The organism is Kitasatospora sp. NPDC043950 (assembly GCF_056435345.1).
In genome coordinates this window covers 24,111-39,140 of sequence record NZ_JBWKER010000052.1, presented here as the reverse complement: position 1 = coordinate 39,140, position 15,030 = coordinate 24,111, and the positions used below count along the sequence as shown (strand labels likewise).

Genomic DNA, 15,030 nt, shown 5'->3' with positions numbered 1-15,030 from the left:
TCGGGCCGGCGCATACGACGGCAGGGCGATCGACGTTCCGGAATGCGGCCGGTGACGGTTCGGAATGTGGCCTTGAACGTGCGATCGTCAGGCTCGGCAGGCTCGGCAGGAAATCTGACTGTCCATCAGCTCCATGGCGGGTGCTCGCGGCCAGGGCGTTGACACCCGCGCTGCGCGGCGAAGGCTGGGCCGTGCAGACATGGGTCAGCAGCTTGTCCGGGTCCCGCTCGACGGCGGTGGATCCATCCTCGTCGAGGCTGTGGACGGTGCGGCCGGGCCGGTGAAGGCGGGCCGGGCCGGTGACGCGATCTACCGGTGGGGCTGTCCACGGTGCTGGGCCCGGTCACCGCGACGGCGAGCACCGTACTGGCCCGGTTGCGCGAGGCGGGGCCGGCCGAGGTGGAGGTCGGGTTCGGCATCGATCTCGCGACCGAGGCCGGGGTCGTGATCTCCAGGGCCGCGGCCGACCGCCATCTGACGGTGAGGATGGTGTGGTGCCGGGGGCGACAACGGCCCTGCGGCTGTCGGGCGTCGGCGGACTGACCCGTGGACGCCGAACGCACCGCCTACGGGGTCGGATCCGGGCCGGGCCGGCCCGTGGCGGTCGCCCGGGAGCTCGGCCACGACGTCACCGATCCCCTTCGCGTCACCCGTCGGCTCGGGGGCCGACCCGTCGGTGTACCGCTCGACTGCCTTCCTGAGGTACGAGGGGCTCCAGGCCCCGACGGCCCCGCTGACGTCGACGGCCGCCACCCCACCGACGGCACGCTTGAGCGGCGGCAGGACCTCGTCCGAGTGGTTCGCCCGCTTCGGCCGGGTTCTCCGTTCGTGCCATGTCGCGTCGTGTCATGTCGCGCACTGGAGCTGCCGTCCCGGCCGAAGGGCTCGGGCGGGTGGGCGGTTTCTGACCGTCCGGGCCCCGCCCGAGCCGTTCGGGGTCAACGGCCGGCGGTCTCCGGCTCCAACACGAAGACAGGGATCACCCGGTCCGTCTTCGTCTGGTATTCGGCGTAGTCCGGCCAGACCTCGACCGCGCGGGACCACCACAGCTCCCGCTCCGCGCCCTCGACCTCGCGGGCCGTCATGTCCTGGCGCACGCCGCCGTCCTGGAGCTCGACCCGCGGATGCGCGACCAGGTTGTGGTACCAGGTCGGATTCTTGGGCGCGCCGCCCTGCGAGGCCACCAGGGCGTACGTCCCCTCGTGTTCCACCCGCATCAGCGGGTTCTTGCGGATCTTCCCGCTCTTGGCCCCCAGGCTGGTGAGGACGACCATCGGCACGCCCCGGAGCGTCGTGCCCTCGGCGCCCCCGGAGCCCTCGTACAACGCGACCTGGTCGCTGACCCACTTCTCCGGGCTCGGCTCGTATTCGCCGCTAAGAGGCATGCTGTTCCCATCCCACTCGATGAGGACCCTCGACGGCCGACCTGATGCCGTCCGCCCCGAGGCCCTCGCTCCGTTCGGCCGCCTCCATGATTCACCACGAGGCCGCCGCCCGATAGGAGGCGGCACAACGGCGGGGCGCAACGGCGGGGCGCGCCGCCGCGGACCGGCCGGGTGGTGATCGACGGTCAACGGCGCGGCTGCGGCCGTGTGCGGTCAGGTGGCGGGCGATGGCCTGTCGTCGTCGTCGAGGAGGGCCAAGCGGGCGATGACGTCGTCGGCCAGCCTCGCGAGCAATCGGCCCAGGTCCCCGCGGTCCTGGTCCGACCAGTGCGCCGTCGCGTCCGTGAACCAGCCGATCATGGACGTCGCGTAGGCGTTCGCGGCCCTCGTCCCTTCAGCGGTCGCCTCGATGAGGCTGGCACGCCGGTCGTGCGGGTCGCCGACGCGATGGACGAGGCCGCGCCGCTCCAGCGCCTGGACCTGTCGCGTGACGTGCGGGCCGACCACCTGCATCCGTTCGGCGATCTCCCCGATGCGCAGCGGCCGGTCCGCCATGTGCAGGGTCATGAGCGCGCTCAGTGCGGGGCGGTCCAGGGCGAGTCCCGCCGCCTCGGCCGCCCGTTCGGCCAGGCGGCCGCGGGTCATGGCGTTGCTCAGCTGGGCCAGCCGGGGCAGGGCCGCCCAGACGGCTGCCGCCTGCTCGTCCGCGCCGGGGTTGTCCCGCGAGTCCGCGGTCATCGGACCACCACCTCCACTTGAATACCTAACTTAGGTATCTATATCCTGGGGTTGCGCCCGCTCTCCGCGGGTGCGCCGTGCCGTCCATAAAGATACCTAAGGTACGCATCTTCGGTGTGACCGCCAGGATGCGACAGCCAGGAGGAGAGCACACCGTGAACAACCACTCCGCGAACCGCAAGGTCCTCATCTCGGGCGCGAGCATCGCCGGCCCGGCCCTCGCCTACTGGCTCGACCGCTACGGCTTCGACGTCACCGTCGTCGAGCGCGCGTCAGCCGTACGGGGCGGCGGGTACGCCATCGACATCCGCGGCGCCGCCCGCGAGGTCGTCGACCGCATGGGGCTGCTCCCGCAACTGCGCGAGGCCCACGTGGACACGCGCAAGCTCTCGTTCGTGGACGCCGACGGGGCGCCCATCGGCTCCGTCGCCCCCGAAACCGTCAACGGAGGCGCCGCAGGCCTGGACCTGGAAGTACGGCGCGGCGACCTGGCGAGCGCCCTCTACGCTCCGCTCCGCCACCGGGTCGAATTCCTCTTCGGCGACTCCATCGCCACCCTGGACGACCGGGCGGACCGCGTCGACGTCACCTTCGACAGCGGCGCCCACCGCACCTTCGACCTGGTGATCGGTACGGACGGGCTGCACTCCAACACCCGCGGGCTGGTCTTCGGCCCCGAGGACGCGTTCCACCGCTACCTCGGCCACGTCTTCGCCGGTTTCACCCTCGCGAACGACCTGGGCCTCGCCCACGAAGGGATCGTCTGGAACACGCCAGGCCGGGCGGCCGTCCTCTACGCCCACGAACCCGCCGACCGCGTACACGGGTTCCTCGTCCTCAAGCGGGAGGACGCCCCCGTCAACGCCTTCCGGGACCCGCAGGCGCAGCGCGAACTCGTCGCCGCCGCCTTCCCCGAGCGCGGCTGGCACATCCCGCGCCTGGTGAACGCGATGCGCGAGGCCGACGACCTGTTCTTCGACGTCGTCAGCCAGATCCACATGCCCACCTGGTCCCGCGGCCGCGTCGCCCTCGCCGGTGACGCGGCCCACGCGACCTCGTTCCTGTCCGGCCAGGGCTCCAGCGTCTCGCTCGTCGGCGCCTACCTCCTGGCCGGAGAACTGGCCGGCCACACCGACCACGCGGCCGCCTTCGCGGCCTACGAGCGCAAGGCACGCCCCTTCGTGGAGCGGAACCAGGCGCTGGCCGCCTCCGGCGGCACCACCCTCGTCCCCGGCACCCAGGACCTGCTCGACACCCGCAACGCGACCCTGCGCAACCCCACCAACCCGGCGGGCGCCGAGGGACGCGCCGCCCACAACGGCGTGATCCTGCCGGACTACGACCACGCCGGATGAGCGCGCCCGCGTGCCGGGCTCAGCGAGTTGGACGCGGTTCTGCCGCCCGGCGGCCACACCCTGCTTCGACGGTGCCGACCAGGTCGCCGTCCAGGTCGATGCCGAGCACGTCCTGGGTGAGGGGTGCGCCTGGTTGCTGGTGGCGCTAGAGGGTCACCCCTTGCAGGGACAGCACGATGGCCGCGCCGATGCCGCCCATCCCCAGGGCGACGGCCGCACTCCACCACCCGCCCTGGCCCCACCGGAACGAACGGTCCAGCGCCAGGCGTCCGGGTCCGATGGCGGAGACCGCGATCGCGATCAGCGCCAGGCACAGCGGGTACTCCATGCCGCCCTTGTCGGCCCACAGGCCGCCGCCCGAGCTGACGGACATCGCGTTGATCATCACCCCGATCACGGCGGCGGCGGCCAGCGGGGTGAACAGCCCGAGGGCGAGGCCCAGGCCGCCACCCAGCTCCGAGGCGCCGCCCAGCGCGGCGAAGAGCACACCGGGCCGGTAGCCCAGGGCCTCGAAGCCCTTGCCGGTCGCGCTCAGGCCGGCGCCACCGAACAGTCCGAAGAGTTTCTGGGCACCGTGGCCGGCCAGCAGCAGGCCGGCGAGCCGGAGTACCAGCAGGCCGACGTCGGCGGCGGACACCGGCGGCGGATGCGTGGAGGTCGGAGCGGCACTGCGGACGGAGGTCCGCAGCCGCTCGGCGGTCAGTTTCATGGCGAAGGTCTCCTCCCGCGCGCCGCAACCGCCGCGAGCAGGATCGCCTCTCCCGAGACGAGGCGCCGACGCGCAGATCAGATCGGCCGGGCGCGACTCGCGCCGCCGTCGACCAAGTCCAGGAACGGCCGGACCGGCACCGCCTCACCGGAGGCATCCGTGCGTCTCACCGATGACCCTCCGAAAAGGGAAGCCGTGATCCAGCACTCTCTGTGTCCACTCTACGCGGCGGCAACCGGCGGCAGGACTCCTCGTGGCGGCTGATGCGGAGCTCAGCGGAGCTCAGCGGCTGCCGCGCGGAGTTGGTCGAACGCGGCTCGCGTGTGAGGCGCCAGCTCGCCGGGGTCCTCGTCGCGGCTGGGGTCGGCCCACCGGGCGTAGCCGAGCCTGAACGCGAGGACGCCGAGTTCGGCGGCCACCTGCGCCGTGGGTTCCGCGACGTTCCGTCGCTTCAGCGCGTCGACCATCGCCGTGGCCATGCCGATGCACTTCAGCACGTTGCGCGCCTGCAACTCCGCGTTCGCCTCGATCGCCGCGTGCAGCAGCGGGCTGAGCTCGCGGTTGAACGACGTCATCTCGCCCGATGCGCGTTCGAGTCCGGCCGCGACGGCCGTCATCGGCGTCGCGTCCGCAGGGGCGCCGTCGATGCCCTCGGCCAGCAGGCGGCTGAGCGCCGTCTGTCCCATGGTGAGGATCTCGCGCTTGTCGGTGAAGTGGCGGAAGAAGGTGCTCCGCGTGAGCCCTGCCCGCTCGGTGATCTGAGCGACGGTCGTTTCGTCGTAGCCCTGCTCGGCGAACAGGCCGAGCGCAGCCACGACCAGGCGTTGTCGGGCATCGGGTTTCCATCGCGGCATAGTGCCAGTCTAGATGACGGGACAAGTGTCGCATCGCGTCGTACAGTGATGGGACAACAGTCGCATCACTCCTCGGAGCTCACCATGCGCGTCTTCATCACCGGCGGCACAGGCCTGATCGGCTCCGCCGTCGTCGCCGAACTGCTCACCGCAGGCCACCTGGTCACCGCCCTCGCCCGATCCGACGCCTCCGCGGCCACCGCGAAAGCCGCCGGCGCCGACGTGCTCCGTGGCGGGCTCGCCGACCTCGACGTGCTGCGGACCGGCGCGGAACAGGCGGACGGCGTCATCCACCTCGCCTTCAGCAACGACTTCAGCTCGCCCGACGCACTCGCGCGAGGGATCGCCGAGGAGAGCGCCGCACTCGCGGCCCTCGGCGACACCCTCGTCGGCACGAACAGGCCGCTCGTCACCGCGTCCGGCACGCCCCTCGTGGTGGGACGCGCCTCGACCGAGGAAGACCCGCTGCCGCTGGACGGACCTGTCAGCGGACGCAGCCTGTCGGTGAACCGCACACTCGCACTCGCCTCACGAGGCGTACGCAGTTCGGCGGTACGACTGCCGCGCACGGTCCACAACCGGGGCCAGGGCGGGTTCGCCGGGCTGCTCACCGACATCGCCCGCGGCACCGGCGTCGCCGGCTACCCCGGAGACGGCGCGCAGCGCTGGCCCGCCGTCCACGCGCTCGACGCCGCCGTCCTGTTCCGGCTCGCCCTGGAGAAGGCCCCGGCCGGAAGCGCGTGGCACGCCGTCGCCGACGAAGGCGACGCGGTACGCGACATCGCCGCGGTCATCGGACGGCGGCTCGACCTTCCCGTCGAGCCGGTGCCGCAGGAGAGCTTCGGTCCCCTCGGCCCGATCTTCGCGGCCGACCAGCCTGCCTCCAGCGCTCACACCCGCACCGCCCTCCGCTGGGAGCCGACGCACCCGGGCCTGCTCGCGGACCTGGAGAACATCGAAGCCTGAGCTGCCTGTCTGCCTGCCTGCCGGACGGACCGGCAGCCGCCAGGGGACCGGGCCCCGCTCGCCCACCGAGCGGGGCCCGGGCCCGCTCCTCGATCCCGCTGAACACTGTGCGGCCGCCACGCGGACCGGCCCGCGACCGGAGACCGGCTCTGCGGTGAACGGTGCTCTGCGACGGTTGGTGCTCAGCCGCGGAGCTCGGGCCAGCCGTCCGCGTTCGAGCAGGACTCGTAGTCGTAGCGGGTGAAGCGGTCCCACTCCGTCCCGGTCACAAGCTCGAACGCCTCCTCGTGCACGTAGAGCAGCGGTTCGCACTGTCGCGCGGTGAACGGAGCGAACCGTTCGGGATCGTGGAACACGCTCTCGTACACGTCGCGGCCCGCAGCCACGGCCGCAGCTTGCGCGTACAGGAAGTGGTCGCTCGACTGAGGGAACGGCGAGCCGTCGGGCAACACCGCCCCGGTGATCGGCAGCGTTCCGAACTGCTCCTGGTCCAGGCGGTGGAGCGCCTCGGCGAGACGCTCACCGAAGCCGATGCTCCGGCCCAGCGGCTCGCGTGCGAGAACTTCGGTCAGGCGGCGGACGGTCCGGCACTGCCCGCCTCCCCTCCGCCCGGCCCGTCCGCGTCCTCGAACGGCTCGTCACTCCACCGGAACCAAGCCCTGTCGTCCTGGATGTGCAGCAGGAACTCGGCGACCGGGCCCGAGGGCGAGAGCATCGACACGGTGCTCGCGATCTCGTCGTACGCGTCGTCGAAGGCCTCCCAGTCCTCCGCCTCGGACAGCGCGAGCGAACGGGCGAAGAGCGGCTGGACGGCGGGGAACGCCGTTCCCGGCACGAAGCGCCCGTGGAGCCATGGGAAGTCCGTCTCCTCGACCACGATCTCGCCCACCGGCTCTTCCCGGCGCACCAGACGCCAGACCCCGCCCTCAAAACCCATCGCACACAGCTCTTGCCACCCGTTGCCGTCCTCTTCCGTCCGGCAGCATGCCAGCTGGCACTGACAGGCGACGGGCGACGGGCGAGGCGCATCCCCCCGTGGGGTGGGTCGGTGACGGCCGGATCAGCTGAGTACGCCGGCCGTTACGCGGGGCGGGCGGCCGCCGAGATCTGGCCGACCAGGACGGCGAAGGGCATGTCGAGGGCGGCGTAGAGGTCGCCGGCCTCGGGGGCGGCGTTGTCGGCCAGGGCCTCGACCATGAGGGTGGCGTAGTCGGAGACGGTGACGCCCGCCTGCTGCATGCGCAGCAGTCCCGCCTCGCGCTTGGCCTGGCTGAAGGTGCCGGAGGCGTCCACGGCGACGTACGCGTGGTGCCCGGCGGCCGTCGCGGCGATCGCGGGCAGCGCCGCGCACACCTCCAGGGACACTCCGGCGAAGATCAGTTTCTGCCGCCCGGTGGCCTCGATGGCCTCGCGGACCCGGCCGTCGTGCCAGGCGTTGACCGTGCTGCGGTCGATGATCCGCTGTCCGGCCGGCAGGGCCTGGACCAGTTCCGGGGCGGTCGGCCCCCACATGCTGTCGGCCGCGGTGGTGGTGACGACCAGCGGGATGCCGAGCACGGTCGCCGCGCGCGCCAGCGCGACCACGTTGTGCTTCAGCTCGCCGAGCGGGATGTCCCGGACGCCGGACAGCAGGCCCACCTGGTGGTCGACCAGGACCACGGCGGCGTTCTCCCGGGTGACCGGCTCCAGGAACTTGCTGTGCTCGCTCATCGTGCGCTCCTTCGGGTTGAGCCACGGCTCCATTGGCCACTAGTAGTCACCGATATTGATAGTCAAGATTAGTGACTACTTTGACGCTATACCCCTGTCCCCCGGGGCGCAAGCACTGGTCAGGGCGGGGCGCCGAAACGCCTGGGGTGTCGCCCGAGCCCACCGGGCGGGCGACTAAAGTTGCTGGTCACAGGGCGGAGCGCGGGGCGGGCCCAGAGACGGCGGAAGCGGGAGACGCGTTGAGCGGACACCAGGCGGCGGAACCGGACCTCGGCGTGCTCGCCGCCCGGGTGCTCTTCTCCGTCCAGCGCGAGCTGTTCACCGTGCTCGCCGAGCAGGGCTTCGACGACATCCAGCCCCGCGCCGGCGCCGTGCTCGCCTACCTGCGTACCGACGGCATCCGCGCCAGCGAACTCGCCCGCGCCTCCGGACAGCACAAGCAGGTCATCGGGACCCTCGTCGACGACCTCGAACGCCTGGGTTACGTCGAACGCAGACCCGACCCCGCGGACCGCCGCGCCAAACTGATCCACCCCACCGAACGCGGCCTGCTCCAGATGGAGGCGGCCGCCGCCATCATGCGCTCGATCGAGGAGCGCCACGCGAAGGCGCTGGGCGCGCGGGAGTACGCCGCCTTCAAGACCGCCCTCCACCACGTGGCCGACCTCCAGCGCGAGACCCGGCGTGAGACCCGGCGCGAAAACTAGGCAGTGCCGCGCCCTGTCGATCGGCGCGACCTGACGCCTCCATGGTCACGGACTTCCGCGCCAGGAAAGGGATTCACGGAGCGGCCTGTCAGGAGGTGAGGACGGAGATCCCGTCTCCGAACAGTTTCAATCCGAGGACGAAGAACAGGACCGCCATCACGGCGACGTTGTGCTGGGCTGCCCAGTCCTTCCAGTTACCGAGCGTGGTCTGGGCTCGCTCTCCCCCGAGCACGAAGACTCCCAGGGGGGCCAACAGGCCGAGGGTGGCGATCACGACGAAGACCGCCAGTGAGGCGATCTGCTGCCCTACCGGCAGTCCGGCCGAGCCGATCGCGGCGCCCGCGGCGATGGTCAGCGGGGCGTTCTTGGCGTTGAGCGCGGACAGGGCCAGTCCGAGTGCGAGGACCTTGACCGGCGTGAGGCGGTCGATCGCGCTCATCCACTTCGGCAGCTGGGCCTGCGACGGATCCTTCGGGCGCCGGTGCCACTGCCGGGCGCCGAAGAGGACGAGGAGCAGGCCCAGAACGAGCTTGAGGACTCCCACCCAGGTGGCCGGGTGATCGTGGGCAGAGGCGCCTGCGGGGGAAGCGACCGCCAGCATCACCGCGCCCAGCGCCGAGAGCCCCAGGATCCAGCCGACGGCGAAGAGGACTCCGTTGAGGCGTCCCCGAGGCGTGGCGAGGATGAGGATGATGGCGATGATCGGCAGTGGGCTGATCGCGACGCCGGCTGCGAGACCCAGGACGTCACCGAGAACTTTGCCCATGATTGCCTCCAGACGGGAGTCAGAGCGCGTGACGACGAACCCGGCAGGCCCATGTTCCATGATCCTGCGCTCTGACGAAGCTGTCCTCGTGAGCTTCTCGGAGCTCTGAGGGCCTCGGCCTGCTCGTTGCCCGGTGGTGCCCCCGTCGCGCTCGGGTCAGGATGAAGAGGTGAGGGCGATGGCGCCTCATGTTCGGGCGGTTGGCGACCCTCGCACCGACCATGGCAGGAGGACGTCATGATGACCGCGACGACAGGCGCAACGCCATCGGCTCACCCCGAACGCCCGGGCAGGTCGGATGGGGTCTGCAGCGAGTTCACCGTCTTCACCAGGATCAAGCCGGGCCACGCGGATGCGCTGCGTGAGGACCTGGCCACGCTCGCCGACTCGGCGGACGACGAGAAGGTCCATGCGGCAGTGCGCCAGATCGGCACCTTGCACGACGCACGGCACGTGATCTTCGACAACGACACCCGGTTCATGTTCGCCAGCGTTTTCGACGGCTCCTGGGACACCTACATCGACGACTTCGCCCAGACGGTGGTCGGGTCCCGCTTCGACAGGATCTTCTCGCACAGCGAAGGGTTCCCCGGCGTCACCGATCCGGGGGCGAAGGACTGGTTCGTCGCCCACCAGGAGCCCGCGGGGGTCTTCGTCAGCGCCTATCCCGACCTCACCGTTCAGCAGATCTACAAGGACCACCGCGTGGACGACGCGTTCCAGGAGGTGCTGGACACCCCCCAGTTCCGGGCGGCGCTGGACAACCCGGCCAACGCGGAGTTGGTGGCCACGCCGGCGTTCCGGAAGCTGCTGGAGGAAGCCTCGGCATAGAACCCGGGCACGGCCGACGGTCGGAGCCCACCCACCATCGGTGGACCAACTCGGCCGGTGCGAGTCGGCCGTTGCCGGGCTGTCCAGGCAGAGACAGATGCAGAGACAGGTGTGGAGACAGGTATGGAGAGGCACAAGCGACCATGAACACAGCGGACGGCAGCAGCGCGGCGGGCGTGCGCGTCGAGATCGACGACGTCCAGAGCGGGGCCCTGCGTCCACGGCCCGTGCCCTACGAGGGAAGGTTCGTCTTCCTGCGCGTGGATGACCGCCACGTCGGGCGCGCCCTGCTGCGCCGGCTGCTCCCGTTGACCTCGGGCGGTCTGCCCAGCGTGGACCCGAGCCGGGATGCCTGGGTGACCGTGGCGTTCACCTACCAGGGGCTGAGGGCCCTGGGGGTGCCCCGGGAGTCGCTGGACAGCTTTCCGCGGGCGTTCCGCGAGGGCATGGCCGCTCGGGCCGGGCTGATCGGCGACGCGGGCGAGAGTGCACCGGCCCACTGGGAGGCACCGTTCGGAACCGGTGAGGTCCACATCGCGTTGAGCGCCCTCTCCTCCGACGCGGCGCAGCTGGAGAGGGAGCTGGCGCGGGCCCGTGTCGCCTACGAGGACACACCCGGTGTCCAGGTGATCTGGCAGCAGGAGGTCCACCAGCTCCCGACCGGGCGTACCACCTTCGGCTTCCGTGACGGCATCAGCCATCCGAACATCGAGGGCGTCGGGCTGCCCGGCTCCAACCCGCAGGAAGTTCCCATCAAGGCCGGCGAGTTCATCCTCGGCTACGCCGACGAAACCGGCAGCCTGCCGCCCATGCCGAGCCCCGACGTCCTGGGACGCAACGGGACCTACGTGGCCGTGCGCAAGATCCACACCAACGTGGCGGCCTGGCGCCGGTACCTGCGCGCGAACAGCTCCAGCGCCGAGGAGGAGGCACTGCTGGCGGCGAAGATGGTCGGGCGCTGGCCGAGCGGGGCGCCGCTGACGCTGGCGCCGGAGCACGATGATCCGGAGCTGGCGGCCGATCCGCGCCGCGTCAACGACTTCCTGTACCGGGAGAACGACGACCGCGGCTTCCGGTGCCCGGCCGGTGCGCACATCCGGCGCACCAACCCCCGTGATTCCACCATCATCGGCGACGCGCGGATGCACCGGCTCATCCGGCGCGGCACGACCTACGGCCCGCCGCTGCCCGAGGGCGTGCTGGAGGACGACGGCGCCGACCGCGGCCTGGTCGGAGTGTTCATGGGGGCCCATCTGGAACGGCAGTTCGAGTTCATCAAGGCCGAGTGGGTCAACGACGGCAACTTCATCGGCTACCCCGGCGAGAAGGACCCGGTGGCCGGGCATCACGGCGGAACCGGCAGCGTCACCATCCCCGAGAAGCCGGTCCGGCGTCGTCTGAGGAACCTGCCCAGCTTCGTGGTCACCCGCGGCGGCGAGTACTGCTTCCTGCCGGGTCTGCGCGCCCTGCGCTGGCTCGCCGAGCTGGAGGGCTGAGGGCGATTCCCACCCCCTGAGGTCCGGTCGCACTCTCCGAGGAGAGGTCGGAGTCATGACAGCACAGTTCGTCCGCTACACGCCCGACGTCGAAGACGACGACCCCCACTTCGACCGCGACGTGCAGACCGTGATCGAGAAGACCGAGAGCTACATCGCCGAGTCGGTCAAGGCCGGTGGCACCGGACGGGCCCTGCGCGACGCCCACGCCAAGGGCTACGGGCTGGTCCGAGGGGAAGTGGAGATCCTGGACGGGCTGCCCCCCGAGTACGCCCAGGGAATCTACGCGACTGCGGGAACCCACGACGCGCTGATCCGCTTCTCCAACGGCTCGCCCCACGCCGGAGCCGACGCGCGTCTGGGCGCCGCCACCGGACTGGCGCTGAAGATGTTCGACATCCCCGGCCCGACCCTGCTGGAGGACGAACCGGACACGGGCACGTTCGACTACGCCAACATCAACGGGCCGGTCTTCTTCTGCAACACGGTCGAGCACTACCTGTTCATCCAGGAACTGTTCCTGAACGCGCCGGCGTACTTCTCCCAGGGCCGACCCGGCGCACATCGGTTCTTCACCGAGTTCGTGACCGGAAAAGGAACGCTGGACCAGGACGACTGGGCCTGGGACGAGTTCCTGGCCTTCCTCCGCCTGTCGAAGACGCCTCCGGCGAACCTGCTGCTGTCCAGCTACTGGACGATGGGCGCGGTCCGGCACGGGGACTACATCGCCAAGGTGCGCATCACCCCCGACCCGGCCTTCGCCGCGGCGGTGGTCCGGCGCACCATCGACCCGGCCTCGGGGGCGGAGGTCTTCCGGCCGGCCCTGCAAGCCGAGCTCCAGGAGCGGCCCTACGCCTTCGACATCCAGGTCCAGCTCTGCACCGACCTGGAGCGCATGCCGGTGGAGGACACCACCGTGGAGTGGCCCGAGCAGCTCTCGCCGTCCGTCACCGTGGCCAAGCTGCGGCTGCCGCAGCAGGACATCTCCGGCCCCGGGAACCTGGAGAGGATGGACTCGCTGTCCTTCACGCCCTGGCGGGTCACCGCCGAGCACGCGCCCCTGGGCAACATCATGCGGGCCCGCAAGGAGGTCTACCGGCGGTCCTCCATCGCGCGCCACAAGCTCAACCAGCAGCCGCGCACGGAACCCCGCAGCGCCGACGACGTGCTCGGCGCCTGACCCGGCCCGCCATCGCGAAGATGCGCCGACCGGGGCGGTCGGCCCTGGCAGCCCGCTGCCGCCGGCGTGCCAGGGCCCGGCCGGTCACTTCAGGGTGACGATCTTGCGCATGCCCAGGCCGGCGTTCGGGACGCCCGTCCGCTCGTCGGGAATCATGCAGAGCAGGACGTACCGTCCGGGCTGCAGGCCGTGGGCCTGCACGGAGGCGGTGCGGTCGCCGGACATGGCGCCGAGGCCGGTGGCCGGCCCGGTGAACGGGGACCGGGCCGGCAGGCCGCCCAGCGCGACGTCCCTCAGGTACTCCCCGATCTGCTCGTCGGTGGTGTCCGCACCGATCGGCCGCAGCTGCATCTCGTGGATCTGCTCGGACCCGTCGTGCACCAGGTAGGCCAGGTGCGCGTGGTCGACGTCCTCGGTCTGGAAACGCGGGCCCTCGGCCGTGTCCTTCTCGATCACGATGCCGTCGTCGAAGCGGACCTGGTTGTCGTTCTGACCGTTCGTACCGACCAGGTTCAGCAGCCTGGAGACCGGGTGGGCCGGGTCCGCCCGGAACGCGGTGAGGTCCAGCAGGTAGACCGGCCCGGGGCTGACCTCCTCGGTGAACTGCTCGTGCACCTGCGAGGTGACCAGCGCCCCGCCCAGCAGGTCCGCCTCACCGTTCACCGCCCGGATCCCGGCGCTCGCGGTGGCCGGCGACGGGCTGACCGCGGCGGCGAGGTCCCGGATGACCTGGTCGATGGTCACTCCCCCGTGCGGACGCAGCAGCTGTAGCTGCCGGCCGTTCGGGTCGTCCGTCTTGACCCGGAAACTGACCAGGCCGCCCTTCGCGGTGTCCGGTGCTTGCAGACCGGAGGCTCCGATGCTCACCTCGACGGGGTGGTCCTCCGGCGAGGCGGCGCCGGCCGTACCACTCGCACCGACGCTCGTCGCCAGGGCGAGGGCCGAGACGGTCACCGTCCGTACCACGCGCGCGAACACGTGCTCCACCATGAAGAATCCTTTCTGTTGGTCGCCTCCGGCGCGGAACATCCCCCACCGCGCGCGGCAGACCACGCCCCGCGCCGGAAGGCGACCGGTTCGGACCATCGGGCAGCGGGGTCCGGTCACCGATGGCAACGGTGCCAGCCGGCGCGAAGGGGCGCCCGCAGCTCCGACCGGGCTCGGTTCGGCGGGTGCCGGGCGGATCGTTGCGGTCCTGTTGCGCGGGCAGTGGCGCAGCTCATAGTCGTTCCGGGTGGTTCGTGATCGCATCGGCTGATGCATCAGTTCGAGAACGCCGGGAATCACCTGACGGCCCGCCGGCCGGCTGCCGCGGTTGTGGTGGTCGCGGCCTGCGCGGCCCTGCTCGTGGGCTGCGCGGACGGGGCGACGGGGATTCCGGCGGCCTCCGGCAGTGCCGGGCCGTGCGGGGCGCCGTCGCCGTCGTCGTCCCGCGATGCGCAGGCGTCGCCCGGGCCCGCACAGGGCGGGGTGCGGATCACGGCCGCCAGTGCGGCCTGCGCCGAGTACGAGGTCACCAATCCGGAGGACCAGGCCTCTGATGTCACAGCGGTGTTCAGCCGGCTCTCGGCGGCCGGGGGTGCGCTGGACAACGTGACGCAGGTCGTCACCTCGCTCGCTCCGGGGGCCACCGCGAAGGGTCGGATCGAGCTGGACGGGCACGGGCAGGCGCGGCCGGGCGCCGGACCGCTGGTGAAGATCGTCCAGGTCCGCAGTGTGCCCAGCGCCGAGGCCTCGCGGCCGGGCGGCCCCTGCCCGGCCTCGGGCCTGCGGCTGTACGCGGATGACGGCGACGCCGCGATGGGCCTGCGCGCGGTCGGCCTGCACCTGCGCAACTGCGGGACGTCCGCGGTGTCCGTCAACGGCTACCCGAAGCTGCAACTGCTCGGCGTGGGGCACCGGCCGGTCGACGGGGTCCGCTTCCTGTCCGGCGGCGCCGGGATCGCCGGCGGCACCGGCGCGGACGACCCGCCGCAGGAGATCGTGCTGCGCCCCGGAGAGGGCGCCCGTTCCACGCTGGTGTGGCGCAACACCGTGGAGGCGGGCAGCCCGGTGAACGCCCCGTACGTGCGGGTCCGAGCCACCCCCGACGCGGCCCCGGTGATGGTCGTCCCGGAGATCGACCTGGGTACCACGGGACGGCTCGGCGTCGGCGCCTGGACCAGGGAGGACAGCCGTCTGTGAGCGGGGTGTCTGAGCGGGGCGCCGGTGGTTCTCCCCGGCGTGCTCTCGTGCTGGGAGAATTTTCCACGGAAAATTCCGGTCTCCGACCGCACTGCCCGAGAGTGCCTCCACTCCCCCGGCAGGCCCCCGCAGCGGAGCCGGCCCGGCGC

General features: G+C 71.5%; 17 protein-coding genes. 8 read left to right on the top strand and 9 right to left on the bottom strand.

The genetic code is table 11. The features are described 5' to 3' along the window. Window positions 1–315 precede the first annotated feature (315 nt). The gene (locus tag AC07BF_RS29450; protein ID WP_363632203.1) at window positions 316–543 is read left to right on the top strand and encodes a CU044_2847 family protein; all 228 of its coding nucleotides are present in this window, start codon (window positions 316–318) and stop codon (window positions 541–543) included. Window positions 544–938: 395 nt separating this feature from the next. Here the strand turns inward: AC07BF_RS29450 and AC07BF_RS29445 are convergent, their stop codons facing one another. Together AC07BF_RS29445 and AC07BF_RS29440 are read right to left on the bottom strand one after the other, a co-directional pair. Beyond that, complete coding sequence (locus tag AC07BF_RS29445) at window positions 939–1,385, bottom strand: nitroreductase family deazaflavin-dependent oxidoreductase (RefSeq protein WP_478334135.1); 447 nt, start codon at window positions 1,383–1,385, stop codon at window positions 939–941. Window positions 1,386–1,598: 213 nt separating this feature from the next. Then, the gene (locus AC07BF_RS29440) at window positions 1,599–2,123 is read right to left on the bottom strand and encodes a MarR family winged helix-turn-helix transcriptional regulator (protein ID WP_363586635.1); all 525 of its coding nucleotides are present in this window, start codon (window positions 2,121–2,123) and stop codon (window positions 1,599–1,601) included. Window positions 2,124–2,251: 128 nt separating this feature from the next. On the opposite strand from AC07BF_RS29440, the gene AC07BF_RS29435 reads away from it, so the two are divergent. Continuing rightward, entirely contained in the window at window positions 2,252–3,478 is a 1,227-nt protein-coding gene (locus AC07BF_RS29435; RefSeq protein ID WP_478334141.1) for an FAD-dependent monooxygenase, read from the top strand. Window positions 3,479–3,623: 145 nt separating this feature from the next. Here the strand turns inward: AC07BF_RS29435 and AC07BF_RS29430 are convergent, their stop codons facing one another. Both AC07BF_RS29430 and AC07BF_RS29425 read right to left on the bottom strand, forming a co-directional pair. Continuing rightward, on the bottom strand, window positions 3,624–4,187 hold the full coding sequence (locus AC07BF_RS29430) for a DoxX family protein (RefSeq protein ID WP_363632200.1): 564 nt from the start codon (window positions 4,185–4,187) through the stop codon (window positions 3,624–3,626). Window positions 4,188–4,459: 272 nt separating this feature from the next. Then, window positions 4,460–5,041, bottom strand: coding sequence for a TetR/AcrR family transcriptional regulator (locus AC07BF_RS29425; RefSeq protein ID WP_363586637.1), 582 nt, complete (start codon window positions 5,039–5,041; stop codon window positions 4,460–4,462). Between the two features lie 84 nt (window positions 5,042–5,125). Here AC07BF_RS29425 and AC07BF_RS29420 point away from each other — a divergent pair, with 84 nt between their 5' ends. Beyond that, complete coding sequence (locus tag AC07BF_RS29420; protein ID WP_363586638.1) at window positions 5,126–6,007, top strand: SDR family oxidoreductase; 882 nt, start codon at window positions 5,126–5,128, stop codon at window positions 6,005–6,007. 182 nt (window positions 6,008–6,189) lie between these two features. On the opposite strand, the gene AC07BF_RS29415 is transcribed toward AC07BF_RS29420, so the two are convergent. The 3 genes from AC07BF_RS29415 to AC07BF_RS29405 all read right to left on the bottom strand — a co-directional run bounded on the left by AC07BF_RS29415 (window position 6,190) and on the right by AC07BF_RS29405 (window position 7,717). Beyond that, window positions 6,190–6,552: a DUF4240 domain-containing protein gene (locus tag AC07BF_RS29415; RefSeq protein ID WP_478334140.1), complete on the bottom strand. Its 363-nt coding sequence runs from the start codon at window positions 6,550–6,552 to the stop codon at window positions 6,190–6,192. A 23-nt stretch (window positions 6,553–6,575) separates the two neighbouring features. After that, entirely contained in the window at window positions 6,576–6,896 is a 321-nt protein-coding gene (locus tag AC07BF_RS29410; protein ID WP_400810691.1) for a hypothetical protein, read from the bottom strand. A gap of 191 nt (window positions 6,897–7,087) precedes the next feature. Then, window positions 7,088–7,717 (bottom strand): isochorismatase family protein, encoded by a 630-nt coding sequence (locus tag AC07BF_RS29405; RefSeq protein WP_363586640.1) that lies wholly within the window; start codon window positions 7,715–7,717, stop codon window positions 7,088–7,090. A gap of 239 nt (window positions 7,718–7,956) precedes the next feature. Between AC07BF_RS29405 and AC07BF_RS29400 the strand changes: the two genes are divergently transcribed. Further along, window positions 7,957–8,424, top strand: a complete 468-nt coding sequence (locus tag AC07BF_RS29400; protein WP_363586641.1) for a MarR family winged helix-turn-helix transcriptional regulator — start codon at window positions 7,957–7,959, stop codon at window positions 8,422–8,424. A gap of 88 nt (window positions 8,425–8,512) precedes the next feature. Here AC07BF_RS29400 and AC07BF_RS29395 read toward each other — a convergent pair whose 3' ends face one another. Continuing rightward, window positions 8,513–9,190: a GAP family protein gene (locus tag AC07BF_RS29395; protein WP_363620737.1), complete on the bottom strand. Its 678-nt coding sequence runs from the start codon at window positions 9,188–9,190 to the stop codon at window positions 8,513–8,515. A gap of 237 nt (window positions 9,191–9,427) precedes the next feature. On the opposite strand from AC07BF_RS29395, the gene AC07BF_RS29390 reads away from it, so the two are divergent. From AC07BF_RS29390 to AC07BF_RS29380, 3 genes are all read left to right on the top strand, one after another. Next, window positions 9,428–10,021 (top strand): hypothetical protein, encoded by a 594-nt coding sequence (locus AC07BF_RS29390; protein ID WP_363586643.1) that lies wholly within the window; start codon window positions 9,428–9,430, stop codon window positions 10,019–10,021. Between the two features lie 143 nt (window positions 10,022–10,164). Next, entirely contained in the window at window positions 10,165–11,517 is a 1,353-nt protein-coding gene (locus AC07BF_RS29385) for a Dyp-type peroxidase (protein WP_400987607.1), read from the top strand. A 55-nt stretch (window positions 11,518–11,572) separates the two neighbouring features. After that, window positions 11,573–12,697, top strand: a complete 1,125-nt coding sequence (locus AC07BF_RS29380; protein ID WP_400810679.1) for a catalase family protein — start codon at window positions 11,573–11,575, stop codon at window positions 12,695–12,697. Window positions 12,698–12,781: 84 nt separating this feature from the next. On the opposite strand, the gene AC07BF_RS29375 is transcribed toward AC07BF_RS29380, so the two are convergent. After that, the gene (locus AC07BF_RS29375) at window positions 12,782–13,687 is read right to left on the bottom strand and encodes a hypothetical protein (protein ID WP_478319246.1); all 906 of its coding nucleotides are present in this window, start codon (window positions 13,685–13,687) and stop codon (window positions 12,782–12,784) included. A gap of 267 nt (window positions 13,688–13,954) precedes the next feature. Here AC07BF_RS29375 and AC07BF_RS29370 point away from each other — a divergent pair, with 267 nt between their 5' ends. Beyond that, entirely contained in the window at window positions 13,955–14,881 is a 927-nt protein-coding gene (locus AC07BF_RS29370; RefSeq protein ID WP_478334134.1) for a DUF4232 domain-containing protein, read from the top strand. Window positions 14,882–15,030 lie beyond the last annotated feature (149 nt).

What these genes read in the sequence shown, in the direction of transcription:
- AC07BF_RS29445 (WP_478334135.1), bottom strand. Translation starts at nt 1,385, where the DNA reads ATGCCTCTTAGCGGCGAATACGAGCCGAGCCCGGAGAAGTGGGTCAGC.
- AC07BF_RS29440 (WP_363586635.1), bottom strand. Translation starts at nt 2,123, where the DNA reads ATGACCGCGGACTCGCGGGACAACCCCGGCGCGGACGAGCAGGCGGCA.
- AC07BF_RS29435 (WP_478334141.1), top strand. Translation starts at nt 2,252, where the DNA reads ATGCGACAGCCAGGAGGAGAGCACACCGTGAACAACCACTCCGCGAAC.
- AC07BF_RS29430 (WP_363632200.1), bottom strand. Translation starts at nt 4,187, where the DNA reads ATGAAACTGACCGCCGAGCGGCTGCGGACCTCCGTCCGCAGTGCCGCT.
- AC07BF_RS29425 (WP_363586637.1), bottom strand. Translation starts at nt 5,041, where the DNA reads ATGCCGCGATGGAAACCCGATGCCCGACAACGCCTGGTCGTGGCTGCG.
- AC07BF_RS29420 (WP_363586638.1), top strand. Translation starts at nt 5,126, where the DNA reads ATGCGCGTCTTCATCACCGGCGGCACAGGCCTGATCGGCTCCGCCGTC.
- AC07BF_RS29405 (WP_363586640.1), bottom strand. Translation starts at nt 7,717, where the DNA reads ATGAGCGAGCACAGCAAGTTCCTGGAGCCGGTCACCCGGGAGAACGCC.
- AC07BF_RS29395 (WP_363620737.1), bottom strand. Translation starts at nt 9,190, where the DNA reads ATGGGCAAAGTTCTCGGTGACGTCCTGGGTCTCGCAGCCGGCGTCGCG.
- AC07BF_RS29390 (WP_363586643.1), top strand. Translation starts at nt 9,428, where the DNA reads ATGATGACCGCGACGACAGGCGCAACGCCATCGGCTCACCCCGAACGC.
- AC07BF_RS29385 (WP_400987607.1), top strand. Translation starts at nt 10,165, where the DNA reads ATGAACACAGCGGACGGCAGCAGCGCGGCGGGCGTGCGCGTCGAGATC.
- AC07BF_RS29380 (WP_400810679.1), top strand. Translation starts at nt 11,573, where the DNA reads ATGACAGCACAGTTCGTCCGCTACACGCCCGACGTCGAAGACGACGAC.
- AC07BF_RS29375 (WP_478319246.1), bottom strand. Translation starts at nt 13,687, where the DNA reads ATGGTGGAGCACGTGTTCGCGCGCGTGGTACGGACGGTGACCGTCTCG.
- AC07BF_RS29370 (WP_478334134.1), top strand. Translation starts at nt 13,955, where the DNA reads ATGCATCAGTTCGAGAACGCCGGGAATCACCTGACGGCCCGCCGGCCG.